Origin of the sequence: Vibrio sp. 10N.222.55.B11, assembly GCF_041473705.1 — a bacterium.
In the GTDB taxonomy this organism is placed as follows: domain Bacteria; phylum Pseudomonadota; class Gammaproteobacteria; order Enterobacterales; family Vibrionaceae; genus Vibrio; species Vibrio crassostreae_C.
On record NZ_JBFRST010000017.1, the window covers coordinates 1 to 13,007 of the forward strand.

Genomic DNA, 13,007 nt, shown 5'->3' on the forward strand with positions numbered 1-13,007 from the left:
CTGATGTTCGTGAACAACTTCGTTATATGACGTTAAGAGCATCCGTTGCACTTGATGGTCGAGCCATCACAATCTTTGAACAAGTTTTTGAGTATGGCCAATATAATTCACCGAAAAGTCACCAAACATTCCTCGATAAATTGCAGAGTATTTTACCCAGTAAAACCAGTCCAATCATCGTTTCTGATGCGGGTTTTCGAAATACTTGGTTCCGACAAGTTCAAGAGAAAGGCTGGTTTTGGTTAGGTCGTGTCCGAGGTGAAGTATCAATCAAACAACCTCATAAACCTTGGGTCTCAAATAAAACCTTTTATCCAACCGCTGTCCATAAACCCAAATATCTTGGCCACTGCTTACTAGCAAAGAGATCACCGATATCTTGTGAAGCCTATGTTTATAAGGGATTAGAAAAAGGCCGAAAAGCCCAACGCCATAGTAGAACCAGCCCCGCTACACATCTCTACCAGCGCAGTGCGAAGGAGCCGTGGCTACTCGCGACTAATGTCCCTCGACATATCTTAAATGAAGTACAAATGACCAATCCGTACGCCAAGCGTATGCAGATAGAAGAGGCATTCCGCGATCTAAAGAGTACCGCCTATGGGATCGCACTTCGTCACAACAGAACTCGCTGTACTAAACGATTAGATATCCTGCTTCTTATTGCGTTGCTCGCTGAAATCCTGATGTGGTGGAATGGCCTCATTGCAGTACAGGCCAAATGGCATTTTGACTTCCAAGCCAACAGCATTAAACACCGCCGAGTTCTCTCCATACCTCGTCTAGGGAGAGAGGTTCGAAATCATCGGCAATATCAAATTAATGAATCCCAATATCAATGGGGAATGTTCGAATATCAAAGGCTCACACACAAGGCAGGACTAGGGAAAATATGAGGGGATCCGTCAGCGCCGCGTTAAGTAGTGAGCAACGCTACCACCCTACCTAAAACCTTGCCAGCTTAAACACTAAAGTTGACCCAAACTGAAAATGCCGAGCGTTGGGAATCTGTCTTAAACGCTTGTTAACTGTATTGTTCTAAACGATGGGCTTCCAGTTTCCATGAGTTCACATCGGGTTTGCAGCCAAACACCTCAATACCTTGGTCAGCCCAACCTTGCAGAACACCTTGAAATTCATTTTGTGTGAAGTTCTTGAAGTGTGATACCTGCTTATAAGCATGACGTCCGATGTAAACTTTAACAAAGGATTCTTTGGGAATACTTAAACAGGGAATTGTGCGCCCCTCACTTTCGATAAATATTTGATTCCAATTTCCTGAGCTGTTTGTAAACTGCGCAGGTCTTCGCTTGCTCACACAGTTTCCACGATCGTCGGTAATATTTTTGACAACTCTCACTTCTTCCTCATAACCCCACTCTAATGACTTATGTAAGAACGCACGTGATAGCAAATTGTAAGAATGAGGCTCAAAGTAAGACAATGCAGGATTATCAACCCAAAAATTATCGGAAATATCCATATTCACGGCATGTGATGGCTTAGTCGCTGAGTAGATTACGTCACCGAAATTGGCAGGAATTGAAGACGTTTCAGAATTTAGTAACCCTGCTTTTTCGCAGTCAATACCAATCACAACACCTGTATGTGATTGACCGTAATGAGACCACATCAAAGAGTTCAGAGGTTGCCTAGTCAATGACAATACACCGAACCTTGGAGATAGATGCTCTTTGATAGCATTAACAACGAGATTGTCTGTCATACCATGATTGTCTGGTGCGCAAATTGAGGTACATTCAAATGGGTCATTAAGATCCAATACTCGGCTAAAACCTAGTGTCGAAGACTCAATCATAGAGATTGCAGCTTGAAAGCCTACATACTTATACAAAATCATATTTCTACCACTGAACTCCAATACAGTTAACGCCCGCTTAACTTGCTGCCAACTTCACTATACTCAAGCAGGCCACCGTAATCACAAGTGCCAAACCGAACCAAAAATTCCATCCGTTGGCAGTCAGGTTGAAGCGTTTGTTAAGTGATTTTCTACGCTGAACTATGAGACATATATTCGCGTGTACCATCTGTATTGATTTGATACATAGCGCAAATTTTATCGACTAGACAATGTCCTCGGCTTACACTAACTAATCGCTTGTCAACAAGCTCACTGAGTATCACTTGGATGATATTTTTGTTTGTCTCTGTCATACGACCTAACATTCCTGCAGACAAACGCTTTTCTGCCTCAAATAGGATGGAGAGTACTGAAAACTGATCTTCAGTCAGACCTTCGGACTCTATCACTACCTCAGGTTCATCGGTTGATAACTTCTGATTATACTCTGCAACTGACTCTTCAATACTCAATTTTAAGTTGCGACAGGCAGTCCCTAAAGCAGCATCTATATTTTCATTTGCCCACTCAGGATCATAGTCAAGTGTTTGAAAACCAGTCATATCACTTGGCATTTTGGGAGAAGAGACGCCTCTAGGAGTCAAAATAAAGCAGAACTCTTTTCCATAGCAGCCAATAAACATTCCTAACTCTAACAACACATTATCACGAGCAATTCTAAGTTCTTCACCTCTACGTTCCACGAGATCGTCTGGAGTCATAACGAAGAGACCGTAATCATATTTATCCATTGCATCTTCTAATTGCTGTAATGGATAGCCATTTGCTTTAAAGACTCCCTGTGTCCATATTTCAGCACGAATTGAACTATGCTCTAGACCTGCCTTTATCGCCTCAGCAAAGCTTAATCCCTCAACTGAAGATGCTATGAATAATTTTGTTTTTTTACTCATGTAGAAAATTGTCCTCCCACAATTTGTATATTGCCAACCCAGTCACTTAACGCTTAGTGAAGGGGCAATTTTGTGGCGAAGCCGCGCTTAAAATTGTCCCGCTTGCACTCTTTGTTAGAGCTGGTACTTGGCATAGTACTTCTTCATAGCTTCGTATTGCTTTTGAGAGGCTTCATCAAGCTCTAAGCCAGATACCAACTCGTTGAATTTTTTTAAATCTGGGGCGACCTCGAAGCTGTTAGTACCCATGGTTTCACGAGATGTCACTGAAAACCGCTCATTTCCAGCACGCTCAATACTACCAGATAGTTCCGACACCATGTCCCACGCATGAATATTGAGATAGCTTAATTTGGACTTTTCTAAATCTTGGCCTTCTAGTCCAATTTTGCACTGTAGCTCCGCAAGCTGGTCGTATACATCATGGCTCTTGTTGAATACACCAGCTGATAATCTCCCTGCTTTAGCTAAAGCAAAAAGATTAGTTTTAATAAGTGGTTTAGCTACTTCCTTGAGGTTCTCTATTGTGGCGTTGGCCTCATTCACAGCTTCTCTTAATTTAGCTTCAAAGCCTGCCCCCTTAAACTCTGAAAATTTATCCAGATTAGCAAAGGCCAGAAAGATACCGCTTGCCGTAACAGCTATTCCCATTTCAGCAGCCATCCCCTTTAGTCCAAATACAAAGACGGATGCAATCAATAAGATAAAACCAACAATATTTAAAAATATACTCATTATTTTTCTCGGCGCTTGTAGCTCTAACATCTTAATATCGTGCAAGCACGAATTCACACTTTCAGCATATCCCAAACCCATTACTTAACCAACTGAAAAATAAGAATATAATACAGTATAAATCCGATTTTTCAGGTGCAAACCGTGCAAACACACATTGCTTCCTATTCAAGGCACGTTATCACTGAAGAACTTCCATTTAGTTATCGACTATTCAATAGCTTAGAAACACTTAAACAACGTATTCGTGCGTAGCTGTGTTTGAAGATCAGTCTCTAGTGGTCTAGTGGGTTAGAAATTTGGGGACAAAGTTAGAACTTTAGGCATGAGGAAAAGTAAGGCAAGTTCCTGAGTTTGAACCTGAGTTCAATCCCTATCTGGCTCATTTTGGGGCAAAAGTTTGTCAGTGCTTACTCTAAATTAGCAATTCAAGGATAACAACAGATATGGCAAAGCTAGTTGTGAAGAGCTAGTGCGATGAGTAATATCACACTAGCAAAAAGATTGCCTTAGGTACGTATTAAGTGCTGTTATCGTAAATATGACGTCCCGCACTCTAAATGTGAAGAACTCAATGGTGGGTACGGTACTCTCTCAATAGTTTTGCTCTTACTTCTGGAAAGTGGCTCTGATTAGCCGACAACCAACTGCTCACATATTCATTAAAGCTTATATGCCCTTCTGGACGGTCGTTAACAGAACGTTCAAAGTGGCAAGAAATAACGATCATTGCCCCTTTAAATTTTTCTTCCGATGAATGATTTAAGTTGTTGTATTTACTCCAACCATTTCTTTTCTCAATTTCTAACCTTTCATAGTCACTCATATACCACTCCACATATAGTTTATTCTCAATATAAACCATCGCAATTCAATGTTTTATATGCACGCTTAAAACCATTTAATGAATACCATACATTTAGATAATCAGATGATTTGCCAATATAGGTTTTCACCTCAAATCCCATAGCATCTTCGCCATTTAACTTACTGAGATCAGAGTTGGTAAAAACGTATATATGACGATATCGCTCACTTCCAGATGCAACATCAAAAGATGAAAATTTTGGTTTTCCAAGCTTATTACCAAAGAAATCATTAACATGATAAGACATAATTGTGGTTTCATACCTACCTTCGTCATAGGTTAAATATGGTTCAATCGTTAACTGAGTAGCTTTCGCAGAACCAGCAGTACACTCCATAACAACTTTGATGTTTTTATATAGAGAGTAAGACTCAGCATTTTTCACATTACCAGAGCCTTCCCAACTATTAACTCTCCAATCCGCATGAGCTAATGGTGGCATTATTACAAGCAATAAAAAAACTAAGATTTTCATTGAGATACGCATTAATTTTAAATCTAAATCATCTCAAAACAAAAAGCCAAGGTCAAATTTGACGCTAGTCTTGGTCTGAGACCAAAACTTTCACTACCGGCATCAACAGTAAGGTGTTTATTATTCTTCTTATGTTCATGCTGCATATCTTATCAATACAGTACAACCTCTTGTATTTAGAGGTTTTATCTGTGAAGTATCTCGAAATGAGTAAGAACTACATTTTTCGAAAGTTAGAGTGTCAAATGACCAAGGAAGAGGTCGCGGAACTATGTTTTAAAACTGGAGAACAATCACGGGTTGGGATGAGGGAAATCCAATTCCACCGGAGTGTAAAAGACTGATGAGAATGGCGAAGGATCGGGAACTAAGCATCAGTGAAGATTGGATACAGTTCAAAATGTTATACGACTGAATGGAGTTACCGACAGCACAAGTGGTTATGCCACAACAAATATTAGCAGGGATTGCACTTTTGGGGATCCAGTCTGAGTTAGAGATTAAGACTTCAACACACTTACTTGGTCTTGCTAGAGCGGATAGCTAATATCAAAAAATAGTATTAGAAAAGTATGGTTTACCTAGTGTGAATTCAAAGGATAAGCAGCTTTGGCCAACAAGGTTAGGTTCTTATTGATAAGGTAGCTTCGATTGGAACAAATACCTTGTTTGTTGGATTAACCAGTCCTCCTTTTTGGTCATATCCAGGAGAAAAAAGCCGGACTCATTGAGTTCGGCTTTTTTGTGTAAAAAACTGTCCCGTCCTGAAATGTGTTTACACATTGAGGACTAATGATGACCATTCCAAATAAACACTACGTTAAGCGCACTCAGCGTGATTACACACTAGGCTTTAAATTGCAGGTTGTAGACGCCATCGAAAAAGGCGACATGACCTATAAACAAGCCCAATCAATTTACGGCATACAAGGTCGTTCGACTGTTCTTACTTGGTTAAGAAAGCATGGCAAAATGGATTGGACTACCAACCCAAGGAAGAACACGATGCCTAAATCACCGAGAGCGAATGAAACGCCTGCCCAAAAAATAAAACGACTTGAACAAGAGCTCGAAGATGAACGTCTCAGATGCCTTCTTCTCAATAGGGTTGTTGATATTCTTGATGCTGAGCACGGGATGTCGCTAAGAAAAAAGTATATAGCGAAGGAGCAAGAAGCCTTCAAAAAGAGAAGAAAGTAAGCTTAAGTAAAGCTTGTTCATTGCTCAATATATCTCGTCAGTGTGTCTATCAGAGAGAAAAGCGTGAGACCACTCGTCAGGCTGAGCTTGCTCCTGTGAAAGGGATGGTGCTTGAGCTAAGACGATTCATGCCTCGGCTGGGAGCTCGTAAGCTCTATTTCTTACTGAAGCCGAAGTTGATAGCTAAGGGAATAAAACTTGGCCGTGATGCTTTGTTTAATTACCTCAGAGAAGAGCGCTTACTCGTTAAGCCGAAACGAAGTTACACCAAAACAACGAACAGCAGACACTGGATGAAAAAACATCCGAACTTGCTAAAAGAAGTCGTTCCGTCAAAACCAGAAGAAGTTCTGGTGAGCGACATCACTTATGTTCAGTCAAACGAGGGCGTTCACTACTTGTCATTGGTTACCGATGCCTTCAGCCGTAAAATCATGGGGTATGAAGTTAGCAATGAAATGAAAGCGAGCGATGTTGTGAAGGCTTTAGATATGACGGTAAAAACTCGATGTTATTGTCATGCGACAATCCATCACTCAGATAGAGGGCTTCAGTATTGCTCAAACCTCTATCAAGAGAAACTTAAAAAGCATGGTATAACTCCATCAATGACGGATGGTTATGACTGTTACCAAAACGCGTTAGCTGAGCGGGTCAATGGTATCCTCAAGCAAGAGTTCTTGCTTACTCAGTGCAAAGATCTTCGCGAGTTGAAAACACTTGTTGAAGAGTCAATATATACGTACAACGAAATGAGGCCACATCTCAGCCTAGGTATGAATACGCCAAATAAGATGCATGAAAAAAGCCAGCAACTTGCGTTACTGGCTAACTAAAATCGTCAACGTATTTTAGGACGAGACAAACAATCTACTGTTTAACTGTTTTCAAAAGCTTGCTTAGTTGCTCGATACCGTCAAAGGTTGAAGGAATATTGTCACTATTTGGAGTGATGCTAGAAAATATCATATTCTCAAATTTTTCTAACGAAGTGTTATCTTTAGATTTCATATCATTAGCGTATTCTGAGTAGTTATGAATAAACCGACACAGTGTTAATCGAAGCTCTATCTGAAGTAACTGAGATTGAACCGATTTATAGTTGGAGAGTAATACTCTGAAATAATAAACAAGGATTGCAACAAGCGATATTGTTGGAAAAGCAACTAACAACATCACGCTAGTTAATACTTCAATATCACCCGCATGGCTTAAGACGTAAACAACTTCTGATAATAGCGGAAAAACTATAAGAATGGCCGCTATTCGTAACCAAAATAGTACCTTATCCATTTCCTCTCTTTTTTGTGTTGCTAATTTGTCAAATCCCTCGCTTAGGCCAACAAAGTTAAAAGCGTTCTTATAGTGATCGAATGAATCTTTGAGTTTAGACGCCTTAGCTTCCCTTACGTCCAGTTCGCTTTCCCATTTATTTTTTATACTTTCAAACTTGGAAAGCGTGCTTTCTAAGTTCTGTATGCTCGATATTGTAGGGTTGCTAAGGAGATCTTTAACGATTGAGATTGGCATTTCTGTAGTTGCATAGTTAATATCATCTTGAGCGTCGTGAGAGAATAAAGAAACGTTCTCAGTGCAAAACTTACGAACTCGATCTAGTTCAACGCTTCCTTCACGCTTCGAACTGATATGGAACTCTACTAAAAAACGAAATATCAAAGCTAATACAACATCAAGATAATCATTATGTTGTTGACGTAAGTCTTGACCGAAACTATGAATCAGGTGTGAACCAACATAACTTATGTTGATTTGACAACGTTCATCCCAATCTTTGCCTCGACTAATCATAGATTTACAAACTACCAAAATTGAGTCATTGCGAGCCTTTTGGAAATCGCTCGAGGTTTTTAACACTTCTAAAGAATTAGAAAATCTATGCAAAAGCTTCCGGGTATCTTCATTTACAAAAAGTGGATTCATACTGTTGTTCCTACGTATTTGGATTCTTTCCTGATTATTAAAATAATATCATGTTTACAAATATCTCAGAATAAATTCAAAAAATCAGCTAGTTAAATCTAATTACGATTAGTCTTAATTTTTTAAAGAGTTCTAAAGACTGTTCATAAAGTGTTATGAGATCGTAGAATTTACCCCCGTGATACAACACGGGGATTCACAACGAACAGCATTAGAAGAATGGATAACTTTTAGTAGGGCAAAAGCTAATAAACAGGATGCGAATGAGTAAAAGGTCTAAGCAACTTTGGGGCGTGCGACGTGAAGTCGTATGAAGCACTGTTCACCGCTTAGGGTGTGGTGAATAATTGAAAATACAGGGGCACTTCTTACAAAGTATCCGGTTGGTTTTTGTTTTCACTAAGAGCTTGGATTATCGATGAAAAACGCCCCTATTGGAAGGGGTTGGGGTGTAGATTTGACCACACTGTTTTTACATTAACGCCAAGTTACTCTTATACAGGGGCACTTTCTCCCCCAAAATACAGGCTAGAAATAAAAGGATTCTAGGACGTACCATCGCGCCAATCGACTTTGTTTCTGAAATCAGAGAACTAAAGGCACAATCCAGCATTTAACCATTGAGACTACAGGGTAAAAGTCTACGGTGAGGGCGAGTGAAAAATTAAAAAGCATAGTACTGATGGGAAGCACCGAGTCTGGAGGAAGTTCCATTTTACGGTAGATAACAACACGCATGAAATCATTCCTGCTGAGTTAAGTTCATCCCGTGTATCCGACGGTGAAGTTCTACCTAACTTGCTCAAATAGTCGAGACAAAGAATCAATTAAATATCTGATGATGGAGCTTGTGAGACGAAGTTATTCGCCTCAAATGTGCAGTTCAACTCATACGGCTACCATAACGCTCTCTTTCAGAGACCTTAATGTATCGAATGAAGACGTTGCTCGGCGGTACATTAAGGTTAAGAAACTAAAACGCCCAAATTGGCGAAACTTACGCCATGAAGTATCACAATTATTATCTGAATTCTAAAAGAGTCTACTAAACGTGGGAGGCTCGAATATGCTCCACTTAAGACATCTGTAAAAATTTTATACTTAATTATTATTATTAAGTATAAAAACCAATTTATTAGGTTAATAACTATCTTTCTTTATATTTAGATTTAGGTTGTATACTTATGAAATTAAAAATACTCTTTTTATTTGGTCTGCTGCTTCTTCTCGGTTGTAAGGAGAAAGGAGGGTCTGAGGTGCAGAAGATATTTACCGGAGAATTTCTCCTCTCACCACATGAAGTGGTTGATTTTTCAGAAATAGTGAAGAGCAGACCTCAAACAGCGTGCTGCAACGAGGCCATAGAGTTAGAGGTAATGTCAGGAAAAGAATTCATAAAACTAACCAAAGATAAGAAAATCGTCGCGCTCAAAGATGGTGAAGTGAAGCTAAAGAACAAACGGAATGGTGATTTATATTACTTAAAAATTGATTCGAATGACTTAGGGACGGCATTTTTAAACTTAACTTTCATCGATTTATACACGGGAGTCGTGTTGACTGATGATGTGCTTAAAGTAGGACATAGTTACGCCTTAGGGATGTCTAGCCGTTTCCCATTAAAACAGAGCGATGTGCAATTAGAGACCACAAATGAAAAACTAATCCAACGTGATGCCGTCGGCAATATCTTCATCACCCCAACCGAAGCAAATGTTCAAGGCAGCAACCTTTTAATTAAAATTCAAGCGAACGGCCGAAAATACGCGAAATACTTTAAAATAAAAGAAGAACAAATTAAGGGAAGCAGGTTAATTACGGATCCTCAAAAGCGTTTCTTGCCTGTTGGAGCAAAAGTCCTCCCTTTGGTTTCGTATATTAACGCGGACGGGAAGATTCACTCTGTTAGAGCAGAGCTGTTAACCTATGTAATTGATGGAAAAGAGCTATCTCTGGCCGCTCTCCACGAGTATCTGTCTGATCCAAAGAACACAGGCCGACATAAGATCTTGGTCAAACACCCCAATTTAGTAGAGGCCAGCTTAAACTATGAAATAGTAACGTTGAGTGATTATGTGACTATGTTCGGAATAACAGTCAACCTTCCCGCCTTCCCAAAAGCATTACAAGCTCATGTAGATATTCCATATCGTCTTCTTGTAACGAGCAATGGAATAGATGTAACCTCCTTAGTCGAACTCGAGGTGGGCCTCGACGAGGCTGGGAGAGTTGAGGACGGTTTTCTCATAGTTTCTAACAAAGAGGTAAAAACCTTCTTAGTCTCTGTCTCAATTAACGGAAATAAACTTTCTTCGTACATCCCCCATCATCCCGATTATTACAGAGTGAATGTAGATAAAACAGATCTACGTTTAAACCTTAATGTAGCGGATAGTCTCTACACTAAAAGGGATAAAGATTTGCCCTTACATTTATTATTGAATGACGTTAATGTAACTGCCCGTAACCTAGGCGTTCAATTCATTAATTCCACAGGAGAAAAAGTCCCTGGAAGTGACGGAAAAAAGGCTTGGTCCACCTGCAGTTTGAGTTTTTCTGATCCATCGGCGATGGTCCTCTTTGATGACAAAATTTATGGAGTGCCCGAAAATCAAACGCATGAATCACTGTTCACGTTTGATTGCCGCGAACGAAATCATATCACCCCCCATCAAGCAATAGACTTTGTGGCGATAAGTAGTATGGGGTTAAATGAAGTGGTCGACCACTATGGTACGCCTTCCTTACTTCATCCAGAAGAAAATGGAATCTATAGAATAGTGTATGATAAATTTAACCAACAATCGGTGCAGGTTAATGTCTCTCCATTTCTGAACAACATTTTCAACCATTATAGCAAAAACTGGCTTACGGGACCGTACACAGTTTCGGGATCTGAAGACCTAATTGTAGATTCACGGGGAAACCTAACGTTTTTAGGAAGCTTCCAACCCTCCACCCTAACCCTCCACAAACAACTTCAAGGGGAGGAGCTGATAACTTATAATCTTGAGGTCGATTACAGCAATACCGAAACATCAGAAACCCACGTCTATAATCAAAATCATCATTGGATGACTCTTGCGAAAAATATTGAATTAGATGGACAAACTCTGTCTTTTGAAAATGTACCTTATCTAGCAAAGGGTATTCCAATTACGGTAAGTGCTCTGAATCAAAAAGGTGAAAATATAATTATTAATCCTTATATTCGCCTTAAGGCCGATAAGCCTACTGAGAATGATGCCATCATGTTAAACGGTAATCAGTTGTTCATGAATACTCAGGGCCCAGTAGGCCAATATCAATTTGCTTTGTTAGATAAAGAATATAGGCAAGAGTTATCAGGCATCCTTTTTAACATCGTCGATACGATTAAAATACATTCGATTCAAGGCCCACACTTAAATACTTCAATTCCCGTAGGCTCAATTGGTCGCTTGGCATTTAAAAGAAAAAATGGGCCAGACTATGAAATTAATATCAATCGAACCACCTCTTTCTTAAGGTCTTATCAATACATGTCTACTATGTATGGAAATGTTTTTTCGAAATCAGGGGGAAATATTTTACCCGTAGACACTGGAACAGGGGTGATAAATACAATAGGCTCAGCTTATCGAAATGGCTTTGGTATCAGTGAGAGTCTTATGGCTGAACTGGAACAACCCGTTCAATATGACTTTGAGATTATCGATCCATTAGGAAACTTATTGTTTTCATGGTCCCGCTAACTGATTATCTATCGATTTAACAGACATAAATAGGTTAAGAATGTCGTCTGAAGCGGCATTCTTTTCTAAAAAAACAATAGATCGTAAAAATAATTTATTTAACCTCCTCAGACCCTTACCAATAAATTGATTAAACACAATAAAATAAGATCCGATAGTTCCCAATTAAATTTCACCCAATCGTTAACTTTTTTTCAAGATATTCCCTATCCAATTACATCGCACTTGTGAAATTTATACTTCTACCTCAACAACATTTTATATTCTTACAAGCAACCATTTACATTGAAATCGATTTAAATGGTGTGTGGTGAATAATTGAAAATACAGGGGCATTTATGGAACACTTTCCAATTAGTTGTTGCTTTCGCTAAGAGGCTAAATTATCGATGAAAAACGCCCTATTGGAAGGAGTTGGGGTGTAGATTTTACCACACTGTTTTTACATTAACGCCAAGTTACTCTTATACAGGGGTACTTTACCCCCCAAGTACAGGCTAAAAATGACGAGATTACAGTTAACGGAAATTAGCGCTAGAACGCTTCTGGACAATAAACGAGTTAATCATGTTTAAAATCAATACAAAAAAGAGGCCATATTGACCTCTTTCATAGATTCATTTTCTTGACCTATGGTGTTTAATTACTCTTAATTTTTCTGCTCATATTTTTAGCTATCATGCGCTAATCTAGAAAGCGTTAAAGTTACAGATCAATGCTCTAAAGATCGTAAAGCCTTACCTAGCAGGTCTTCTGGAGAAAGGTTAGAGTGAGTGTTCATTATACTTTCGATTCTCCTTGTAGGAAAAGATTTACAAGTCTTCCCTTTACCATCAAAGTCCTCTTGTCTTCTGCCGTATGCAATGTACACATTAATGAGAGTACATTCCCTCTCTCTCACTGAGCAGGTAATTTTCCTGAGTTTTTTTTGAAGACCTTCAACCATTCTATCGAGGCTTTGGTCGTTATTTGCCTTAGTAAAGTGGTCATAGACTTCAGAGATAGTGCTATTTATTGATAGCTCAAACCTATGTACTTCTTGTTTCATTTAAAATAACTCAAGTATTATTGGGATTTATATTACACATACTATAACCAAAAACATTGAAAGTTATTGGTTAATCAATTTAGTCAGCTTTGGCTCTCTTTGTTATCAGCTCTTGTCGACAAAGCTAACTGCTTCCAATTGCAAAAGACATCATTGGAACTCGCCATGAGTCGCGATCACAGAGTCGCGACGACATGCTGACTCAGAGTTGTCGGATAGGCGACACTC

9 protein-coding genes and 2 pseudogenes are annotated in these 13,007 nt (G+C 39.2%); 5 read left to right on the forward strand and 6 right to left on the reverse strand.

Features of this window, described 5'->3' with window-relative positions; genetic code table 11:
- On the forward strand, positions 1–896 hold an 896-nt coding region (locus tag AB4503_RS06935; RefSeq protein WP_372114062.1), incomplete at its 5' end, for an IS4 family transposase.
- Positions 897–1,024: 128 nt separating this feature from the next.
- Here the strand turns inward: AB4503_RS06935 and AB4503_RS06940 are convergent.
- From AB4503_RS06940 to AB4503_RS06960, 5 genes are all read right to left on the reverse strand, one after another.
- Complete coding sequence (locus AB4503_RS06940) at positions 1,025–1,861, reverse strand: DUF2971 domain-containing protein (protein ID WP_039562429.1); 837 nt, start codon at positions 1,859–1,861, stop codon at positions 1,025–1,027.
- Positions 1,862–2,013: 152 nt separating this feature from the next.
- The gene (locus tag AB4503_RS06945; protein WP_372114064.1) at positions 2,014–2,778 is read right to left on the reverse strand and encodes a TIR domain-containing protein; all 765 of its coding nucleotides are present in this window, start codon (positions 2,776–2,778) and stop codon (positions 2,014–2,016) included.
- Between the two features lie 114 nt (positions 2,779–2,892).
- The gene (locus AB4503_RS06950) at positions 2,893–3,543 is read right to left on the reverse strand and encodes a hypothetical protein (RefSeq protein ID WP_372114066.1); all 651 of its coding nucleotides are present in this window, start codon (positions 3,541–3,543) and stop codon (positions 2,893–2,895) included.
- Between the two features lie 541 nt (positions 3,544–4,084).
- Positions 4,085–4,339 carry a hypothetical protein gene (locus tag AB4503_RS06955; RefSeq protein WP_372114067.1) on the reverse strand — a complete coding sequence of 85 codons (255 nt, stop codon included), beginning with the start codon at positions 4,337–4,339 and terminating at the stop codon, positions 4,085–4,087.
- Positions 4,340–4,364: 25 nt separating this feature from the next.
- Positions 4,365–4,856: a hypothetical protein gene (locus tag AB4503_RS06960; protein ID WP_372114069.1), complete on the reverse strand. Its 492-nt coding sequence runs from the start codon at positions 4,854–4,856 to the stop codon at positions 4,365–4,367.
- Between the two features lie 191 nt (positions 4,857–5,047).
- Between AB4503_RS06960 and AB4503_RS06965 the strand changes: the two are divergent.
- Positions 5,048–5,416, forward strand: a pseudogene (locus AB4503_RS06965) (regulator).
- Between the two features lie 235 nt (positions 5,417–5,651).
- Positions 5,652–6,892, forward strand: a protein-coding gene (locus tag AB4503_RS06970) for an IS3 family transposase (RefSeq protein WP_372114074.1) whose coding sequence is annotated in 2 segments (ribosomal slippage) — positions 5,652–6,024 and positions 6,024–6,892 — 1,242 coding nt in all. Because the reading frame shifts where the segments join, the coding sequence is not laid out codon by codon here.
- Positions 6,893–6,926: 34 nt separating this feature from the next.
- Here the strand turns inward: AB4503_RS06970 and AB4503_RS06975 are convergent.
- Positions 6,927–7,997, reverse strand: a complete 1,071-nt coding sequence (locus AB4503_RS06975; RefSeq protein ID WP_372114071.1) for a hypothetical protein — start codon at positions 7,995–7,997, stop codon at positions 6,927–6,929.
- Between the two features lie 589 nt (positions 7,998–8,586).
- Between AB4503_RS06975 and AB4503_RS06980 the strand changes: the two are divergent.
- Together AB4503_RS06980 and AB4503_RS06985 are read left to right on the forward strand one after the other, a co-directional pair.
- Positions 8,587–8,971, forward strand: a pseudogene (locus AB4503_RS06980) (transposase); the annotation flags it as partial.
- A 210-nt stretch (positions 8,972–9,181) separates the two neighbouring features.
- Entirely contained in the window at positions 9,182–11,731 is a 2,550-nt protein-coding gene (locus tag AB4503_RS06985; protein ID WP_372114072.1) for a hypothetical protein, read from the forward strand.
- Positions 11,732–13,007 lie beyond the last annotated feature (1,276 nt).

Coding starts and splice junctions, on each gene's coding strand:
- AB4503_RS06940 (WP_039562429.1), bottom strand. CDS start 1,861: ATGATTTTGTATAAGTATGTAGGCTTTCAAGCTGCAATCTCTATGATT.
- AB4503_RS06945 (WP_372114064.1), bottom strand. CDS start 2,778: ATGAGTAAAAAAACAAAATTATTCATAGCATCTTCAGTTGAGGGATTA.
- AB4503_RS06950 (WP_372114066.1), bottom strand. CDS start 3,543: ATGTTAGAGCTACAAGCGCCGAGAAAAATAATGAGTATATTTTTAAAT.
- AB4503_RS06955 (WP_372114067.1), bottom strand. CDS start 4,339: ATGAGTGACTATGAAAGGTTAGAAATTGAGAAAAGAAATGGTTGGAGT.
- AB4503_RS06960 (WP_372114069.1), bottom strand. CDS start 4,856: ATGAAAATCTTAGTTTTTTTATTGCTTGTAATAATGCCACCATTAGCT.
- AB4503_RS06975 (WP_372114071.1), bottom strand. CDS start 7,997: ATGAATCCACTTTTTGTAAATGAAGATACCCGGAAGCTTTTGCATAGA.
- AB4503_RS06985 (WP_372114072.1), top strand. CDS start 9,182: ATGAAATTAAAAATACTCTTTTTATTTGGTCTGCTGCTTCTTCTCGGT.